This is a genomic window from Enterobacter sp. E12, from assembly GCF_014596715.2.
GTDB classification, from domain to species: domain Bacteria; phylum Pseudomonadota; class Gammaproteobacteria; order Enterobacterales; family Enterobacteriaceae; genus Enterobacter; species Enterobacter bugandensis.
The window spans coordinates 4729196-4747869 of sequence record NZ_CP115601.1 but is presented as its reverse complement, the minus strand read 5'-3'; the positions used below and the strand labels follow the sequence as shown (position 1 = coordinate 4747869).

The 18674-nt window shown below is 58.8% G+C and carries 17 protein-coding genes; 6 read left to right on the top strand and 11 right to left on the bottom strand.

Going from position 1 to position 18674, the window contains the following annotated elements; genetic code table 11:
• Window positions 1-7 precede the first annotated feature (7 nt).
• The 4 genes from fdhE to fdnG are packed head-to-tail and all read right to left on the bottom strand — an operon-like array spanning window position 8 to window position 5531.
• On the bottom strand, window positions 8-937 hold the full coding sequence (gene fdhE / locus IB212_RS22725) for a formate dehydrogenase accessory protein FdhE (RefSeq protein WP_047362474.1): 930 nt from the start codon (window positions 935-937) through the stop codon (window positions 8-10).
• Window positions 934-1569, bottom strand: a complete 636-nt coding sequence (gene fdoI, locus IB212_RS22720) for a formate dehydrogenase cytochrome b556 subunit (RefSeq protein WP_015569914.1) — start codon at window positions 1567-1569, stop codon at window positions 934-936. The genes fdhE and fdoI overlap by 4 nt, the downstream gene beginning before the upstream one ends.
• On the bottom strand, window positions 1566-2468 hold the full coding sequence (fdxH, locus tag IB212_RS22715) for a formate dehydrogenase subunit beta (RefSeq protein ID WP_003861960.1): 903 nt from the start codon (window positions 2466-2468) through the stop codon (window positions 1566-1568). Before fdxH ends, fdoI begins: the two co-directional genes overlap by 4 nt.
• Window positions 2469-2480: 12 nt before the next feature.
• Window positions 2481-5531 carry a formate dehydrogenase-N subunit alpha gene (gene fdnG / locus IB212_RS22710; protein WP_120266897.1) on the bottom strand — a complete coding sequence of 1017 codons (3051 nt, stop codon included), beginning with the start codon at window positions 5529-5531 and terminating at the stop codon, window positions 2481-2483.
• 371 nt (window positions 5532-5902) lie between these two features.
• Between fdnG and fdhD the strand changes: the two genes are divergently transcribed.
• Together fdhD and IB212_RS22700 are read left to right on the top strand one after the other, a co-directional pair.
• Window positions 5903-6739 (top strand): formate dehydrogenase accessory sulfurtransferase FdhD, encoded by an 837-nt coding sequence (gene fdhD / locus IB212_RS22705; RefSeq protein WP_045260237.1) that lies wholly within the window; start codon window positions 5903-5905, stop codon window positions 6737-6739.
• Window positions 6740-6853: 114 nt separating this feature from the next.
• Window positions 6854-7066, top strand: a complete 213-nt coding sequence (locus IB212_RS22700) for a DUF1471 domain-containing protein (RefSeq protein ID WP_041911778.1) — start codon at window positions 6854-6856, stop codon at window positions 7064-7066.
• A 40-nt stretch (window positions 7067-7106) separates the two neighbouring features.
• On the opposite strand, the gene IB212_RS22695 is transcribed toward IB212_RS22700, so the two are convergent.
• The gene (locus tag IB212_RS22695; RefSeq protein WP_188246139.1) at window positions 7107-7430 is read right to left on the bottom strand and encodes an AzlD domain-containing protein; all 324 of its coding nucleotides are present in this window, start codon (window positions 7428-7430) and stop codon (window positions 7107-7109) included.
• Window positions 7430-8089: an AzlC family ABC transporter permease gene (locus IB212_RS22690; protein WP_028014867.1), complete on the bottom strand. Its 660-nt coding sequence runs from the start codon at window positions 8087-8089 to the stop codon at window positions 7430-7432. The genes IB212_RS22695 and IB212_RS22690 overlap by 1 nt, the downstream gene beginning before the upstream one ends.
• A 103-nt stretch (window positions 8090-8192) precedes the next feature.
• On the opposite strand from IB212_RS22690, the gene IB212_RS22685 reads away from it, so the two are divergent.
• From IB212_RS22685 to IB212_RS22670, 4 genes are all read left to right on the top strand, one after another.
• Window positions 8193-8741, top strand: coding sequence for a helix-turn-helix domain-containing protein (locus IB212_RS22685; protein WP_003861973.1), 549 nt, complete (start codon window positions 8193-8195; stop codon window positions 8739-8741).
• Window positions 8742-8757: 16 nt separating this feature from the next.
• Entirely contained in the window at window positions 8758-9753 is a 996-nt protein-coding gene (locus tag IB212_RS22680) for a LacI family DNA-binding transcriptional regulator (protein WP_045630613.1), read from the top strand.
• 104 nt (window positions 9754-9857) lie between these two features.
• Window positions 9858-11981, top strand: coding sequence for an alpha-galactosidase (locus tag IB212_RS22675; RefSeq protein WP_188246140.1), 2124 nt, complete (start codon window positions 9858-9860; stop codon window positions 11979-11981).
• A 44-nt stretch (window positions 11982-12025) separates the two neighbouring features.
• A complete protein-coding gene (locus IB212_RS22670) occupies window positions 12026-13303 on the top strand; it encodes an MFS transporter (protein ID WP_188246141.1) in 1278 nt (425 codons plus the stop codon).
• On the opposite strand, the gene rhaM is transcribed toward IB212_RS22670, so the two are convergent.
• The 5 genes from rhaM to rhaB form a co-directional block, all read right to left on the bottom strand.
• Entirely contained in the window at window positions 13291-13605 is a 315-nt protein-coding gene (gene rhaM, locus IB212_RS22665) for an L-rhamnose mutarotase (RefSeq protein WP_028014863.1), read from the bottom strand. The two genes, IB212_RS22670 and rhaM, sit on opposite strands and share 13 nt — an antisense overlap.
• Window positions 13602-14750: a lactaldehyde reductase gene (fucO, locus tag IB212_RS22660; RefSeq protein ID WP_188246142.1), complete on the bottom strand. Its 1149-nt coding sequence runs from the start codon at window positions 14748-14750 to the stop codon at window positions 13602-13604. Before fucO ends, rhaM begins: the two co-directional genes overlap by 4 nt.
• 30 nt (window positions 14751-14780) lie before the next feature.
• Window positions 14781-15611, bottom strand: a complete 831-nt coding sequence (rhaD, locus tag IB212_RS22655; protein ID WP_041911782.1) for a rhamnulose-1-phosphate aldolase — start codon at window positions 15609-15611, stop codon at window positions 14781-14783.
• Window positions 15612-15707: 96 nt separating this feature from the next.
• Window positions 15708-16967 (bottom strand): L-rhamnose isomerase, encoded by a 1260-nt coding sequence (gene rhaA / locus IB212_RS22650; protein WP_041911783.1) that lies wholly within the window; start codon window positions 16965-16967, stop codon window positions 15708-15710.
• Window positions 16964-18433, bottom strand: a complete 1470-nt coding sequence (gene rhaB, locus IB212_RS22645) for a rhamnulokinase (protein ID WP_188246143.1) — start codon at window positions 18431-18433, stop codon at window positions 16964-16966. The genes rhaA and rhaB overlap by 4 nt, the downstream gene beginning before the upstream one ends.
• Between the last annotated feature and the right edge of the window lie 241 nt (window positions 18434-18674).

Below are 18674 nucleotides of genomic sequence, written 5' to 3'. Positions count from 1 at the left end.
CAGGAGATTACTCCCCTTCACCCGGGAACAGGAACGGGTTGATCGAGCTGCGGGCAAAGCCCTCCTGCTCCATCTTCGCATCCAGAATCAGCGAGGCGAGATCGTCCGCCACCGCTTCGACTTTCGGGTCCTTTTCCTGATACAGAATCTTCAGGTAGGTGCCGCAGTCGCCGCAGCTTTCGGCTTTCACCGCCGCGTCTTCATTTTCCAGCGACCAGTAGTTGAGATCGCGAGTCTGCTCGCAGTTGCTGCACTTCACGCGCACCACGTGCCACTCGGTTTCACACAGATTGCAGTGCAGGTAGCGCAGCCCCTGCGTGGTCCCAATCTGCACCATGCTGGAGACCGGCATTGAGCCGCAGACCGGGCAGAACTGGCGCGCTTCGCCGTATTCGGCGCGGGCTTTGCCCGGGATCAGGCTCGCCATTTGCGCCCAGTAGAGCGACAGCGCGGCCCAGATAAACGGCGCTTTATCGCTGCTGACCAGCGAGAAGTCGGAGGCAAACAGCGCGCTCGCCATCTCTTCCAGCTCTTGTTCGGACGCTTTTTCCAGATTTTCAATGACCGCCAGCGCCGTGCCGCTCATTTCCGGCTTCAGCTCGGCAATCAGCGAATGCAGCAGCTTATGCCAGTGCTTGTCGCGCGGCAGGACGTGAATGTCCAGCGGCGGCTTGCCCTGCGCGTTGGCTTCTTTGATGCGCGCGGTCAGATCCATTTGCAGCGGGTGGTCGTACAGCACCACTTCCTGCGCATGTGCAACCAGCGCGGCAAAGCGCAGAAAATCGCCCAGCGGGTTGTTCTCTGCCAGCTCGCGCAGACGCTCTGCGCGGCGGTTGTAGAGGTTCTTGAGTCTGGGGAATAACAACGGCGGAATATACTCCGCCGTACGTTTCTCGCTCGACCCCAGCTCATCTTGCGGGATTATGCGAATACTCATTCAGATGACTTTTCCTGTTTCTGGCGGACTTCACGGTACCAGCGCGGGTGATGTTTCTTCGCCCACGTTTTGGTTACCCATCCTTCCACCATCGCGGTAATGGTGCCTTTCACCCAGAGGGCGGCGTAAATATGCACCATGATAACCACAATTAACGCCACTGCGGCAAATGAATGCAGCATTAGCGCAAATCGGATCACCGGGATTGAGAAAGCAGGCGCAAAGTACGGACGCCAGATGATCACGCCGCTCACCAGCAACAGGACCAGGAAGATAATCGCCGCCCAGAATACGCATTTCTGGCCGAAGTTATAACGCCCGGTATCACCCACTTCCTCGTTGACGACGATCTTACGAATATTCTTCGCCCAAAAGATATCATCCCGATTGATTAGGTTATGGTGCCAGTAGCGGAAAAACATGATGATAAACGAGGCAAACATCACCACACCCACGAACGGGTGAAGGATGCGCGCCAGCTGCGGCGTGCCCAGGATCTGCATCAGCCAGTTGAAGGAGGGGAAGAAGAACCCCAGCCCGCTTATCGCCGCCAGCATGAAGCAGAAGGCGGTGACCCAGTGGTTGATGCGTTCCGGCGCGGTGTAGCGCACGATGGTGTCACGTTTTCTCATTTGCGCACCTCGTCTTTCTCTTCATGCAGGTTGTCGTCTTCCTCTTCCGCACGGTTCGGACCAACGCCGACGTAGTGGAAGATGCTCGCTGCGAAGGTGGCAGCAAAGCCCACCGCGGCCAGCGGTTTCCAGATGCCTTTCCAGAACTTCACGGTGGCGCTGATTTCCGGGTTCTCCGGCAGGCCGTGATACAGGTTCGGCTTGTCGGCGTGGTGCAGCACGTACATCACGTGCGTACCGCCAACCCCGGCCGGATCGTACAGGCCCGCGTTGTCGTAACCACGGGTTTTCAACTCGCCCACGCGCTCTGCCGCCAGCGTTTTCATATCCTCTTTGGAGCCAAAGTGGATAGCGCCGGTTGGGCAGGTCTTCACGCATGCAGGCTCCTGGCCCACGTTAACGCGGTCAACGCACAGGGTACATTTGTAGACGCGGTTGTCTTCCGGGTTCATGCGCGGCACGTCGAACGGACAGCCCGCGATGCAGTAGCCGCAGCCAATGCACTGCTCGGACTGGAAGTCGACGATGCCGTTGGCATACTGAATGATAGCCCCTTCTGACGGACACGCCTTGAGGCAGCCCGGATCCGCGCAGTGCATACAGCCGTCTTTGCGGATAAGCCATTCCAGCTTGTCGTTCTGCTCCACTTCCGAGAAACGCATTACCGTCCAGGACTTGGCGGTCAGGTCTGCCGGGTTGTCGTACACCCCGACGTTGTGACCCACTTCGTCACGGATGTCGTTCCACTCAGAGCAGGCCACCTGACAGGCTTTACAGCCGATACAGGTGGTCACGTCGATCAGCTTCGCCACTTCCTGCTGGTGGTCCCGCGCCTGAGGCGCGGGCGTGAAACCGTTAGTCGCGGAACGACGGATAATGTCTTGAGATTGATAAGCCATAAGTCGTCTCCGTTACACCTTTTCCACGTTCACGAGGAAGGCCTTAAACTCCGGCGTCTGCGTGTTCGCATCGCCGACGAACGGCGTCAGGGTGTTCGCAATGAACCCTTTCTTCGCCACGCCCTCATAGCCCCAGTGAATTGGGATGCCGATGGTATCCACCTGCTGACCGTGAACGTTCAGCGTGCGAATACGCTTGGTCACCACCGCCTTGGCCTTGATGTAGCCGCGGTTAGAGGAGACCTTCACGGTATCGCCATGGGCAATGCCGAGCTTGTTCGCCAGCTTCTCGCCGATCTCCACAAACTGTTCCGGCTGAGCGATGGCGTTAAGCAGTGCGTGCTTGGTCCAGTAGTGGAAGTGCTCGGTCAGACGGTAGGTGGTGCCCACGTACGGGAACTTGTCCTTTTTACCCAGCGCTTCAAAGTCGCCCTTGAAGATACGCGCTGCCGGGTTAGAGACCACGTTCGGGTGCAGCGGGTTGGTGCCCAGCGGCGTCTCAAACGGCTCGTAGTGTTCCGGGAACGGCCCTTCCGCCATCTTGTCGATAGCAAACAGGCGCCCCATCCCTTCAGGCTGCATGATAAACGGCCCAACGTCGCTGCCTGGTGCGGCAGTGCTGTAGTCCGGAATATCCACGCCGCCCCATTTCGCGCCGTCCCACTTCAGAAGCTGACGCTTCGGATCCCACGGGTTACCCTGCGGGTCAGCGGAGGCACGGTTATAGAGGATGCGGCGGTTGAGCGGCCATGCCCATGCCCAGCCCAGCGTATTGCCGAGGCCCGACGGGTCGGCGTTGTCGCGGTTGGCCATCTGGTTGCCTTTCGGCGTCCAGCTACCGGCAAAGATCCAGCAGCCGCTGGAGGTGGTACCGTCATCGCGCAGGTGGGCGAAGGTGCTGAGCTGGTCGCCTTTCTTCGCCAGAACCGCGCCGGTGACCGGGTCGATAACGTCCGCCAGCGCCTTACCGTTGCTCTCCATGGCCACTTCTTCCGGCGCAGGATTTTCCGGCGTCGAGTAGTTCCAGGTCATGTTCAGCACCGGCTCAGGGTTCGCGCCGCCTTCTGCCGCATACATCTTACGCAGGCGTAAGAAGATACCGGCCAGGATCTCGCCGTCGTTCATGGCGATGCCCGGGGCATCCGCGCCTTTCCAGTGCCACTGCAGCCAGCGGCCGGAGTTGACGATAGAACCGTTCTCTTCCGCGAAGCAGGTAGACGGCAGGCGGAACACTTCGGTCTGAATCTTCGACGGATCGACGTCGTTCGACTCGCCGTGGTTCTGCCAGAAGGTCGAGGTCTCGGTGTTGAGCGGGTCAATCGTCACCAGGAACTTCAGCTTCGAGAGGGATTCAACAACCTTGTTCTTGTTCGGGAACGACGCCACCGGGTTAAAGCCCTGGCAGATATAGCCGTTGACCTGGCCCTGGTGCATCATTTCGAAGTACTGGAGAACGTCGTAACCTTTGTCCCACTTCGGCAGCCAGTCAAAGCCCCAGCTGTTTTCCGCCGTCGCTTTGTCGCCGTAGAAGGCTTTCATCAGCGAGACGAAGAACTTCGGATAGTTGCCCCAGTAGTTCACCTGGCCTTCGAGCAGCGGTTTTGGCGTGCTGGCCGTCAGGTAGGTCTGCAGGTCAGTCTGTTTCTCGCTCGGCAGGTTCATGTAACCCGTCAGGCTCTGCGACAGCAGGCCGAGGTCGGTCAGACCCTGGATATTAGAGTGACCGCGCAGGGCGTTCACGCCGCCGCCTGCCATCCCCATGTTGCCGAGCAGCAGCTGCACCATTGCCATGGTACGGATGTTCTGCGCGCCGATGGAGTGCTGCGTCCAGCCGAGGGCGTACAGGAACGAGGCGGTTTTGTCTTTCGCGCTGGTTTCGGCGATCAGCTCGCAGACCTTCAGGAAGTCTGCTTTCGGCGTGCCGCAAATGTTCTCGACAACGTCCGGCGTGTAGCGGGAAACGTGCTCTTTCAGCAGGTTCCATACGCAGCGCGGGTGTTGAAGAGTGGTGTCGCGCTTCGCAAAGCCTTTCTCATCCAGCTCGTAGTTCCAGCTGGTTTTGTCGTACTTGCGTTTTTCCGCGTCATAACCGCTGAACAGGCCATCTTCGAAGTGGTAATCCTCACGCACGATCAGGCTGGCGTTGGTATAGGCTTCGGTGTACTCGCGGTTATATTTTTCGTTGGTCATCAGGTACAGCAGTACGCCTGACAGGAAAGTGATGTCAGTACCTGAACGAATAGGGGTGTAGAAATCCGCCACTGACGCAGTACGCGTAAAGCGGGGATCGATCACAATCAGTTTCGCACCGTTGTGGATTTTGGCTTCCATCGCCCAGCGGAACCCGACAGGGTGCGCTTCAGCGGCGTTACCGCCCATCACCACAATGAGGTTGGCGTTCTTGATGTCGACCCAGTGGTTGGTCATCGCACCGCGACCAAATGTTGGAGCAAGACTTGCTACCGTTGGTCCGTGTCAGACACGCGCCTGGTTGTCGACCGCGAGCATACCGAGTGCGCGCGTGAATTTCTGGGTTAAATAGCCGGTTTCGTTGCTGGAGGCAGAAGCACACAGCATCCCGGTGGAGAGCCAGCGGTTGACCGTAACGCCGTCGGCGTTCTTCTCAATAAAGTTGGCATCGCGGTCTTCTTTAATATGTTTTGCGATGCGGTCAAACGCCTCTTCCCAGCTGATTTGCTGCCATTTATCGGAGCCAGGTGCGCGATATTCCGGGAATTTCAGACGGCTTTCGGAGTGGATAAAGTCCACCAGACCGGCCCCTTTCGGGCACAGCGCGCCGCGGTTGACCGGATGGTCCGGGTCGCCTTCGATATGGAAAATAGACGCTTTGGCGTTTTTCGCACCGTCGCCGAGGCTATACATCAACAGCCCACAGCCGACGGAGCAGTACGTACAGGTGTTACGGGTTTCGCGGGTGCGCAGCAGTTTGTACTGCCGCGTTTCCGCCAGCGCTACGCCGGGCGCAAAGCCCAGTGCCGCCGCCGTGGTGCCTGCCATACCGCCAGCGCAGATCTTAAAGAACTGCCTTCTGCTGACCTGCATGGGTCACTCCTTGTTCGACATTGCTTATATATGTAGTTTTAACTTCGCGGTTGAGAATTGACCGCAAAGGAGAAAAATTTGCGTTAATCCCTCATTTCTCCGAGGGATATCATCAGAATACCACAATGTCGGTATACCTGTTCCAACGGCGTTAATACAAAGTGAACGTATTATCACTGTGTTGATTATAAAGTGTGACACTGATCACACTATAAGCTCTGCATGTTAAAGGGGTGTAGCGGGGGCCGGGTTGCACCTCTTCTTAATGAGTAGGACAATGAGTGTCGAAAAGTTGATCCATACTATGCGTAAGGCCTGCGGTTTATGCTGCAATAGCAGGCCTACTTCCGTGGTTGTTCAGGAATACCGCTGTGTCTAAACAAAACCGTGCTACCCGCTCATCGCCACTGCCTGCGGGCATTGTGGAAATGTCGGTACGCAGACCGCCCCACATTACCCATGCCACACCCGATTTTCTGGCTGAAGAAGTGCCTGTTGCCCTCGTTTACAACGGTATTTCGCACGTGGTGATGATGGCCTCACCTAAAGATCTCGAACTGTTCGCCATCGGTTTTTCCCTTTCGGAAGGCATCATTTCGCACCCGCAGGAGATCTACGGCATGGACGTGGTTCAGGCGTGTAACGGTCTTGAAGTGCAAATCGAACTCTCCAGCCGCCGCTTTATGGGGCTGAAAGAGCGCCGCCGCGCGCTGGCCGGGCGTACCGGGTGCGGTGTCTGTGGTGTTGAGCAGCTTAATGATATTGGCAAGCCCGTTGCGCCACTGCCGTTTACCCAGACCTTCAATCTGGCGCATCTCGACCGTGCGCTGGAAAATCTCAACGATGTTCAGCCCATCGGCCAACTGAGCGGCTGCACGCACGCGGCGGCGTGGGTATTGCCGTCAGGAGATATTGCTGGAGGGCATGAGGACGTGGGCCGCCACGTCGCGCTCGACAAGCTATTAGGCCGTCGTGCGGGGGAGAGCGATCTCTGGCAGCAGGGCGCGGCGCTTGTTTCCAGCCGCGCCAGCTATGAGATGGTGCAGAAGTCCGCGATGTGCGGCGTGGAAATTCTGTTTGCGGTGTCGGCGGCAACCACGCTGGCGGTGGAGGTGGCGGAGCGCTGCAATCTGACGCTGGTGGGGTTCTGCAAGCCGGGCAGGGCGACGATTTATACCCATCCGCAGCGGTTAATGGTTGATCAGTAATTTTGAACGATAATAGCAAATCCTTCCGCTTTTAGTTGTTCAGGATGAGGGCTAGTATTTATCTCATCAAGGCACGGTGCCTTATCTAAACAACTTAATGAAAGGGTTTATATCATGAAAAGCATCAAAACTTTTGTCGCTGTAATCGCTCTGGCTGCTTCTTTCGGTTCTTTCGCTGCACAAACAGTGACCGCCTCTGCCTCCACCATTGATAGCGCAGAAGCGAAAATCGCGGCTCAGGCTCAGGAAGCAGGCGCGTCATCCTACAAAATTACCCAGGCGTTCACCGGTAACCGCGTACACATGACCGCTGAACTGAACAAATAATTTCTCTATACCGTCGAAAGAGCGCCCCTCGGGCGCTTTTTTAGTTTATACCCGCCAGACGCAGCAGCGCCGTCACCAACGCCGCCGCGACGATCACCACAATTAACGGCATTTTTCGCCATGCCAGGAACACCGCGAACCCTACGCCCAGCACGCGCGCCATGCCCGCAAAATGTTCCCCTTCATAAAACGTGGTCGCCAGCGCGACGGAGAACAGCAAAACGGTAGCCGCATCGGAAAGCAGCGCCTGCGAACGTTCAGAAAGCGCCAGCCGGTTGCCCAGCTTTGCCCCGCCGAGACGCATCAGGTAGGTTCCGGCAGAAAGAATGGCGATGCCGAGAATAAAAAACGTCATGTTTCCCATTATTTTTTCCTCGCAGCGAGACCGAGTAACGAAAGCAGAACCGGTAAACCCACCGGGGCAAACGGCACGGCAGCCAGTGATAGCGCGGCACCGCTGCAGGCGCGGATCAGCGTGGTACGGTTTTTAAACGCGGGTACCACTAACGCCAGCAGGATCGCCGGAAACACCGCGTCCAGCCCGATGGTCTCCGGGTCCGGCAGCAGTTTACCGACCATGGCACCCAGCAGCGCCCCCACCGGCCAGATAATCGCCACGCCTAAACCGCACAGCCAGTAGGCCGCTTTACGCTGCTCGGGCGTTTTTTGCGACAGGCCAAACACCACGCTTTCATCGTTCATGATGTGACAGCCGAGATAGCTCAAACCCCGTTTGCCCACCAGTTCACGCACCGTCACGCCAAACGGCACATGGCGCGCGTTGACCAGCAAACCGGCGGCCGCTGCCGCCAGCGGGTTACCTCCGCTTGCCACAATGCCGATAAACATAAACTCGGATGCGCCCGCCAGCACCGTGAGGGAAAGCACAAACGGCACCCACAGCGGAAAACCGTAGGCCATCGCCAGGGAGCCGTAAGACATGCCGACCACGCCTACCGCGAGGCAGACCAAAATTATCGCTTTTATCGTGTCGCCTTTCAGGCAAGAGAGGGGATTCTTCATATCATTTTAGCCATATCGAACGTATTTCCATTATAATGAACGCATCAAAATCGTTTTACAAGATGAACGAATCGTTCGTTATAGAGAGAAAGAGGCCGTTTTTATGACGCAGCCAATCAGCGTGATCGCCAAAAGCCTGGTGCGGGAACGCCTGCGAACCGGGCTGTCACTGGCGGAAATTGCCCGCCGTGCCGGGATCGCCAAATCTACGCTTTCTCAGCTGGAGTCTGGCAACGGCAATCCTAGCCTGGAAACGCTCTGGTCGCTTTGCGTGGCGCTGGATATCCCATTTGCCCGGTTACTGGAGCCGCAGCAGCCCGTCACGCAGGTGATCCGCCGCGGCGAGGGCACCAAGGTGGTTGCCGGGCAGGCAAACTACGAGGCGATTTTGCTGGCGGCGTGTCCGCCGGGCGCGCGTCGTGATATCTATCTGCTGCTGACGCAGCCGGGCGCAGACCGTATTTCCCAGCCGCATCCGCCGGGGTCGGTTGAGCATATTATCGTGACCCAGGGGCGGGCGATGGTCGGCCTGATCGACGCCGCGGAAGAACTCGGCCCGGGCGATTACATTTGCTACCCTGCCGATCAGCCGCATATCTTTAAGGCGCTGGAGCCAGACACCCACGCCCTTCTGGTGGCGGAACAAAATTAACGAAGATACGAAAATCATGTCGCTCAAAGCCATTGCTAAAGAACTGGGGCTGTCCGTCACTACCGTCAGCCGCGCCCTCAACGGGTATGACGATGTTTCTGCTGAGACACGCGCCCGCGTGGAGGCGGAGGCCCAGCGCCGTGGTTACCGACCTAATACGTTTGCGCGCCGCCTGAAGATGGGCAAAATTGATGCCGTCGGCCTCGTTTTTCCCGTGCATCCTGTTCCGCTCAATAACAGCGTTTTTATGGACATGGTCGGCGAAATTAGCCACGAACTGGCGCGACATGAGATCGACCTGCTGCTCATCGCCGACGATGATCTGGCGGATAAGCACAGCTATATGCGCATGGTGCAAAGCCGCCGCGTGGATGCGCTGATTGTGGCCCACACGCTGGATCACGATCCGCGACTTGAACAGCTGCAGGCCGTCGGATTCCCTTTTCTGGCGCTTGGCCGCAGCCAGCTGCCGCAGCCGTACGCATGGTTCGACTTCGACAACTATGCTGGCACGTACCAGGCCACCCGCTGGCTGATTGAGAAAGGCCATCAGCGCATCGCCCTGCTGGGCGAAAGCAATAATCAGGCATTCATCACCCAGCGGCGACAGGGCTACCTGGACGCGCTGCGGGAAGCCGGGCTCTCCAGCGAATGGCTGCGCGCTATGCCCCCTTCGCGCCGCGTGGGGTATGCCACCACGAAAGAACTTCTCTCCCTGCCGCAGCCCCCCACGGCCATCATTACCGACTGCAACACCCACGGCGACGGCGCGGCGATGGCGCTGGCGGAACTGGGCCGCCTGACAGGCGAGAACGCCGTTGCGCTGGTGGTTTATGACGGACTTCCGCAGGACAGCATCGTTGATGCTGACGTGGCGGCAGTGATCCAGTCCACTCGTCAGGGCGTCGGGAAACAGATTGCCGATATGGTGCGCCAGCTGATCAATGGCGAGGCGATCGAGCAGCTCCAGGTGCTCTGGCAGCCTGAATTCTTCCCGGGCCAGACGGCCTAAACTGCGTAAATTTCCAAACCCGATCACAGATCCGAAACGTTTTGGTTTGTATCCGAAACGTTTCGGATCAACACTCAAGACATCCCGACGACAGGAGATGTCTGATGCAAGATGCCATTTTACGACTCGAAAGCACCACGGTTGACGTGGTGATAAAAACCCAACCGTTCGCCGAAATTCTCTACTGGGGGCCGCACCTTCAGCACTTTTCGCCGCAGAATGTCGCTACGCTGGCGCGGCCTGTGGCAAACGGCAGGCTGGATGTGGACTCCCCGGTGACGCTGATGGCCGAGCTGGGGCACGGGCTGTTTGGCTCGCCCGGTATTGAGGGGCATCGCCAGGGGCTGGACGGTTCCCCGGTGTTTAAAACCACGCAGGTGCAGCAGGACATAAACACCCTGACGATAACTGCCGAAGATGAATGCGCGGGACTGCGTCTGACCAGCGAGCTGACGCTGGAGGCCAGCGGCGTGCTGGTGGTGCGCCATGGGTTAACCAACCTGAAAACGCAGGCGTGGCAGGTGGACCGATTCGCCGTCACGCTGCCGGTGGCCGAGCGCGCGCAGGAGGTTATGGCCTTTCACGGACGCTGGATCAGAGAATTTCAGCCGCACCGCGTCACGCTTGAACACGACAGCTTTGTCATTGAAAACCGTCGGGGTAAAACGTCCCACGAACATTTTCCGGCGCTGATCGCCGGTACGCCATCGTTCAGCGAAATGCAGGGCGACGTCTGGGGCGTGCATCTGGGCTGGAGCGGCAACCACCGCCTGCGCGCCGAAGCGAAAACCGATGGTCGCCGTTATATACAGGCCGAAGCGCTCTACCTGCCGGGTGAAATGGCGATTGAAGAGGGCGAAACGCTCTGGACGCCGCGCCTGTATGCCAGCTACTCCCCGCACGGGCTGAACGGCATGAGCCAGCAGTTCCACCGCTACCTGCGCGACAGCATCATCCGCTTCCCGGAAAACAAACCGCGCCCGGTACACCTCAATACCTGGGAGGGGATCTACTTCAGCCACGATCCGGAGTACATCATGCGCATGGCCGACGAGGCCGCCGCGCTGGGCGTGGAGCGCTTTATCATTGACGACGGCTGGTTCAAAGGCCGCAACGACGACCATGCCGCGCTGGGCGACTGGTACCTGGATGAGAAAAAATACCCGAACGGCCTGACGCCGGTAATCAGTCACGTTAAACGGCTCGGCATGGAATTTGGCATCTGGATCGAGCCGGAGATGATTAACCCGGATTCCGATCTCTATCGCGCGCATCCTGACTGGGTGCTGGCGCTGCCGGGCTATCCCCAGGCGACCGGACGACACCAGCTGGTGCTTAATCTCAACATCCCAGAGGCCTTTGATTATCTCGTGGAGCGCATGAGCTGGCTGCTGGGCGAGCACGAGGTTGACTACGTGAAATGGGACATGAACCGCGAGCTGGTGCAGCCCGGGCACAACGGTAAAGCCGCCGCCGACGCGCAGACCCGCCAGTTTTACCGCCTGCTGGACGTGCTGGGCGAGCGTTTTCCGCACATTGAATTTGAGTCCTGCTCCTCCGGCGGGGGGCGAATCGATTATGAAGTGCTGACCCGCAGCCACCGCTTCTGGGCTTCCGACAACAACGACGCGCTGGAGCGCAACACGATCCAGCGCGGCATGAGCTATTTCTTCCCGCCGGAGGTGATGGGGGCGCATATCGGTCATCATAAATGTCACGCTACCTTCCGCCAGCACAGCATCGCTTTCCGTGGGCTGACGGCGCTGTTTGGGCATATGGGGCTGGAGCTGGATCCGCTCACCGTCGATGCGCAGGAGCGTGAGGGCTATCGCCATTATGCCGCGCTGTATAAGCGGTGGCGTGAGGTGATTCATCACGGTACCCAATGGCGCGTGGACATGCCGGATGCCACCACGCTGGCGCAGGGTATAGTGAGTGAAGACAAAGCGCAGGGGCTGTTTATGGTCAGCCAGCTCGCGATGCCGGATTACACCCTGATGATGCCGCTGCGCATGCCGGGGTTAGACGCCAGCGCGCAGTACCGTATTACGCTGCTGGATCATCCGAACATTCAGATCACGGGCGAGGGGGGGCACACCATGCGCAAGCTGCCGGCGTGGATGGAAGCCCCGCAAACGGCAAGCGGCGAATGGCTGATGCGGGCGGGTATTGCGCTGCCGATTCTGGATCCGGAAACCGCCATTCTGATTGGCGTAGAACGCGTGTAAAGGTGACGGGCCGGGCAGCCGGCCCCCCGTTGAGGATAAAAATAATGAACACAACAACCTGTACCCACAAAGACAACCCCAATTTCTGGATCTTCGGGCTGTTCTTCTTTCTCTACTTCTTCATCATGGCCACCTGCTTTCCGTTCCTGCCGATTTGGCTGTCGGACATCATTGGCCTGAATAAAACCCATACCGGGATTGTCTTCTCCTGCATCTCGCTGTCGGCCATCGCGTTCCAGCCGGTGCTGGGCGTCATTTCGGACAAGCTGGGGCTGAAAAAACACCTGCTGTGGATAATCTCGGTGCTGCTGTTTCTGTTCGCGCCGTTCTTCCTGTACGTCTTTGCGCCACTGTTGAAAACCAATATCTGGCTGGGCGCGCTGAGCGGCGGGTTGTATATCGGCTTTGTTTTTTCAGCCGGATCCGGGGCCATTGAGGCCTACATTGAACGCGTGAGCCGCAACAGCCTCTTTGAATACGGCAAGGCGCGCATGTTTGGCTGCCTCGGCTGGGGGCTGTGCGCCTCAACGGGCGGCATCCTGTTCGGCATCGACCCGTCGTATGTTTTCTGGATGGGATCGGGAGCGGCATTGCTGCTGATGCTGCTGCTGGTGGTCGCGAAGCCGAATCCCAACCAGACGGCGCAGGTGATGAACGCCCTGGGAGCGAACCAGCCGCAGATCACCGCTAAAACCGTGTTCAACCTGTTCCGCCAGCGCAGAATGTGGATGTTCATCCTGTACGTGATTGGCGTAGCCTGCGTGTATGACGTTTTCGACCAGCAGTTTGCCACCTTCTTTAAAACCTTCTTCGCCACGCCGCAGGAAGGGACCCGTGCCTTTGGTTTTGCCACCACGGCGGGGGAGATTTGTAACGCCATCATCATGTTCTGCTCGCCGTGGATCATTAACCGCATCGGCGCGAAGAACACGCTGCTGATCGCCGGGGTGATTATGGCGACGCGCATTATCGGCTCGTCGTTTGCCACCACCGCCGTGGAGGTGATCGCCCTGAAGATGCTGCACGCGCTGGAGGTCCCGTTCCTGCTGGTGGGGGCATTCAAATACATTACCGGAGTGTTTGATACGCGCCTGTCGGCCACCATCTACCTGATTGGCTTCCAGTTTGCGAAACAGTCGGCAGCGATTTTCCTCTCCGCCTTTGCCGGAAATATGTATGACCGGATCGGCTTTCAGGAGACGTATCTGATGCTGGGCTGTTTCGTGTTGGCGATTACGGTGGTGTCGGCGTTTACGCTGAGCAGCAGGCGGGAGATTGCTGCCACCACAGGGGCGGCAGCGTTAACGCATCACTCCAGGTAAAACACCTCTTTCAGCCCGGCGCTCACCGGGCTGTTATCCGGGTTCGACGGCATGACGTCAGCCATATATTTCCACCAGCGCTGGCACACGTCGGTATTCGCCACCGCGTTCCAGCGCTCCTCCGACTCAATCTCCACCGTCGCAAACAGCAGGTTGCGTTCTCTGTCGAGATAAATGGCGTAGTGGTGCGCGCCGTGGGCTTTCAGCACCGCTTCCAGTTCGGGCCAGATCGGATTGTGGCGACGCGCGTACTCCTCGTGCGCATCCGGGTTTATCTGCATCACAAACGCTTTGCGGATCATAATGCCTCCAGGTACAGCTCGCGGACCTCGTCGCGGCTGGCGGTGCGCGGGTTGCACGGCGCACACGGATCGGCGAGGGCTTTATCCAGCCAGCCTTCGATATCGGCTTTGGTGACGCCGAGCTGGCTGAAGCCTGACGGAATGCCGACGCGGGCGCTCAGGTCGCGAATCGCCTGAATGGCGGACATGCTGGCGGCTTCATCGCTCATCCCGCGGGTATCGACGCCCATTGCCTGCGCCACGCGGGCAAAACGCGCGACCGCGTTCGGGCGGTTAAAGTTTTCGATGATCGGCAGCAGGATGGCGTTGCACACGCCATGCGGCAGGTTGTGCGTTGCGCCCGGCTGGTGCGCCAGAGCATGCACAAGGCCGAGACCTGCGCTGTTAAACGCCATACCTGCCAGGTACTGACCAAACGCCATCTGCTCGCGCGCTTCCAGGTTATGACCGTCGTCGACCGCTTTCGGCAGCCAGAGATTAATCAGGCGAATCGCTTCCAGCGCGTTGGTATCGGTCAGCGGGTGCGCGCCAACGGACACGTAGGCTTCAATGGCGTGCGTTAACGCATCCATACCGGTCGCGGCGGTCACCGGGGCCGGAATATCAAGCATCACGCTGGCATCGTCCACGGCAATATCCGGGATGATGTTCGGGTCGATAATCACCTCTTTCACCTGACGAGCGGAGTCGATGATCACTGCGTTGCTGGTCATCTCTGCCGCGGTGCCTGCGGTAGTGTTAATCGCCACCAGCGGCACGCCTGCGTTTTTCACCTTGCCGACGCCGGAGTAATCGGTAGACGGGCCTGGATTAGCGGTGAGGATTTTAATCGCCTTGGCGGTATCAATCGGGCTGCCGCCGCCAAAGGCGATGATGTAATCACACTCCGCGTCCCGGTAAGCCGCAAATCCTTTTTGCACCAGCGCTTCCGTCGGGTTCGGAAACACCTCATCGAACAGGTGATATGACATTTGATGGGCGTCCAGCGCGGTAAACAGGCTGTCGAGCAGGCCCAGTTTCACCAGTTGGCCGTCGGTGACAATCAGCGCTTTGCCCCACTGCCTGGTCGCCACCAGGGTGACCATATCGCCGATTGCACCCGCGCCATGCAGGCTAATTTTGGGAAGTGCCAACATAAAGCTCATGATAATTCTCCTTAACTATCGCCTGTGGCGTTACGCGTATAAATCCAGGGCCGACTGCATCGGGGTAACGCCAAAACGTTTGCCCAGCGCGATCAGCTCTTCCCGGGTGATGGTCTGCTTCATGCCGCCCATGGAGTAGACCTTCACCAGCACCTCCGCGGATTTCTCGGCGGTGTCGATCAGTCCGAAGGTTTCATCCAGCGTCGGACCGCTGCCGAAGACGCCGTGGAACGGCCACAGCACCAGCGAATGTTTTTGCATATCTTTGGCGGTCGCCTGGCCGATCTCGTCGGTACCCGGCACCATCCACGGCAGAATGCCGACGCCGTCCGGGAACACCACCAGACACTCGGTACTGCCTTCCCACAGCTTGCGGGTAAAGAAATCAGAATTATTTTCCAGCACGTAGGTCAGGGCGATCAGGTTAGTGGCGTGGCAGTGCATGATGACGCGGTCTTTGCCGTTGGTCGCCTTGATGCGTTCGCAGTGGGAGAGGAAGTGCGCCGGCAGTTCAGAGGTCGGCACCGCGTCGTCCGTTAGCCCCCACAGAATGTGGTAGCCCGCGCCGTCGCTGTCCACCCTCACGACGCCGAGATTGGCTTCCGGGTCCAGCTGAACGTTACGGAAGAACTTGCCGGAACCGGTAACGATAAACGGCGTGTTGGCGAGCAGCGGCATCGGCTGACTCAGGGCAATATAGCGCGGCTTCTGGTGAAAATCGGCGGCGTAGGGCTCGATGTCCGCATCGTCCAGGCGCAGCGTGAGGTTGCCGCCGTTGCGCTCGTCCCAGCCCTTCAGCCAGGCGTCGGAGGTGGCTTTGATCATGCCCTGGACGAACCAGGAGGTGGTGATGGTCTGCATACTGTGTTTCCTTTGAAAATGCCGGGTGGCGTTACGCTTACCCGGCCTGCTTTTACCTGTAGGCCCGGCATGCAATGCGCTGCCGGGCGATATTTTTTACTGACGAGCGGCGAGAACGTCCTTCTCATACGCCCGCACGTTGTCCAGCCACTGGCTGCCCGCAGGCGCATCGTGACGCTGGCAGTACATCTCCCATACCGCCTGCCACGGCAGGGATTTTTGCTCCTCCAGCAGCGCCAGACGCGCGGTGTAGTCGCCGTTTTCTTCAAGCTGTTTCAGCGCAGCAGTCGGCTCCAGCAGAGCGCGCAGCAGCGCTTTCTTCATGTTGCGGGTGCCGATAACCCATGCCGCGATGCGGTTGATGGAGGCGTCAAAGAAGTCGAGGCCGATGTGCACGCGGTCATACAGATCGTGGCGGATGATTTCGCTGGCAATCGCCTGGGTTTCGTCGTCCAGCAGGACCACGTGGTCGCTGTCCCAGCGCACCGGACGGCTGACGTGCAGCAGCAGGCGCGGCACGTAGAGCATGGCGGCGGAAATTTTGTCGGAGATGACTTCCGTTGGGTGGAAGTGGCCAGCATCCAGGCACAGCGCGGTCTGGCGGCTGGTGGCGTAGCCCATGTAGAACTCGTTCGAGCCGACGGTGTAGCTTTCTGCGCCAATGCCGAACAGCTTACTCTCCACCGCGTCGATATGGTGCGCCGGATCCAGCTTCTCGCTGATGGCTTCATCCAGCGCGGCCAGCAGCCGCTGACGCGGGGCCAGTCGGTCTACGGTGATGTCCTTCATGCCGTCCGGGATCCAGATATTCATCACCGAAGGCGTGCCAAGCTGTTCGCCGAAATACGCCGAGACGCGTCGGCTGGCTTTGACGTGGTCGATCCAGAACTGCCGGATTTCGTCGTTGGCGTGTGCAAGGGTAAACCCGTCCGCGCTCAGCGGGTGCGAGAAGCAGGACGGGTTAAAATCCAGTCCCAGCCGGTTGGCCTTTGCCCACTCCACCCAGTTCTTAAAGTGTTCCGGTTTGATTTCGTTACGCGCGACCGGCGCGTCGGATTCGAGATAAATCGCGTGCAGATTCAGCCGTTTTGGCCCCGGGATCAGGCTCAACGCCATTTCAAGATCCGCACGCAGTTCGGTGGCGTTGCGCGCTTTGCCCGGGTAGTTACCCGTTGCCTGAATGCCACCCGTCAGGGAACCGCCCGGATTCTCGAAACCGGCGACGTCATCACCCTGCCAGCAGTGCATGGAGACGGGCAGACGGTCGAGCTGGCGCAGCGCCTCTTCGACATCCACGCCGACGGCGGCGAAACGCTGTTTAGCCAGGTCCCAGGCTTGTTCAAGTTGAGTGGTCATGCGCAAAGCTCCTTAGTCAGTCGTTTTTGCTGAAACTGCGCCCGGTAGCGGGCAATGTCATGGCAGGGATTGGGGGTGAAGGTGGTCAGGCTGTTATTCGCCGTCACCACCGAACGGAAATCGTCGACGTTTGATAGTTCGTCCAGCGTCATCAACTGAATGCCGATGTTGCCGAGCGTGGAAGCCTCTACGGGACCTGCCACCACGGTAATGCCGCAGGCATCGGCGCAGAGCTGGTTCAGCAGCTGGTTCTGGCAGCCGCCGCCCACGATGTGCAGCTGGCTGAACGGTTTACCGCGAAGGTCAGCCAGCTCGCTCAGGATGTCGGCATAGAGCAGGGCGAGGCTGTCAAAAATACAGCGCGCCAGCTCGGCGGGACGGGAAGGTACCGGCTGCCCCGCGTCAAAACAGGCGCCCTGGATCTCAGCGCTCATGTGCACCGGGTTAATAAAGCGGTCGTCGTTCGGGTTAATCAGGAAGGTGCAGGCCTTCAGCTTTTCGGTTTCCGCGATAAGCGCGGGCAGGTCGGTGACGTTCTGCTCTTTCAGCACCCGCTGGAGCAGCCACAGGCCCATGATGTTCTTCAGCACGCGGTAGCGTCCTTCGGCACCGCCTTCGTTGGTGATATTGGCGGCCAGCGCGGCGTCGCTGGTGTAAGGCGTTTTGCTCTCAAAACCCATCAGCGACCAGGTGCCGGAGGAGAGATAGGCCGCGTCTTTGCTGGCGAGCGGCGAGGCAATGACCGCGCTTGCGGTGTCGTGACTGGCGACGGCGACAACGGGAATTTCATTCCCCTGCGGGCAAATCCACTGGCCTATGACATTGCCCGGATGGGTTGGCGTGCCGAACCAGGACGGCGAGGCGCCCGTCCATGCCAGCAGGTGTTCATCCCAGTTATCGGTGTTGATATTGACCAGCTGCGTGGTGGTGGCGTTGGTGTATTCCCAGTTCATGTTGCCGGTCAGACGATAGCCTAAGTAGTCCGGGATCAGCAGCGCATGCGCCACCTTTTCAACCAGCTCTGGCTGTTGCTCCACCAGCGCGCGCAGCTGGTAAAGCGTGTTAAACGGCAGAAACTGAATGCCGCTGCGACCATAGATATTCTCTTTGCCAAGCTGCGCGATGGCGTGCGCCATCAGCCCATCGGTGCGGCTGTCGCGGTAGGAAACAGGCAGGCCGACGCGTTCGCCGTGACTGTCCAGCAGCACGTAATCCACGCCCCACGTATCAATGCCGATACTGTCGATGCGGATACCGTTTTCGCAGACGTTGTGAAGTCCGGTGCGGATCTCCGCCTCCAGCGCATCAATATCCCAGGTCACAAAACCGTCCTGTTTTTGCAGACAATTGGCGAAACGGTGCATTTCGCGAAGCGTAAGGGTGTGCTGGTCACAGTCCCAGGTGGCGAGCATTACACGGCCGCTGGATGCGCCTAAATCGACAGCCACACAATGGCGAAAAGTCATGGTCGGGTCCTTTCTTAAGTCATTAGCGATGAGTGTAAGAAAGGGAAGAAATAGCCACCTTCTCTCCACTGACAGCCCAAATCTCGCGCTGGCAAGAAAGCAAAGGTGAACGTGAGGGAGTTCACAGTTTCCAGTAATGGCGGGGTTTGCAGGCAGTGTGACGCTGACCGCATTTCCCGATCTTTCCGCCTGTTTCTTGAAAAACCGGCAGCTTTTGCGCGGTTTACTGTCAAAAATTTAA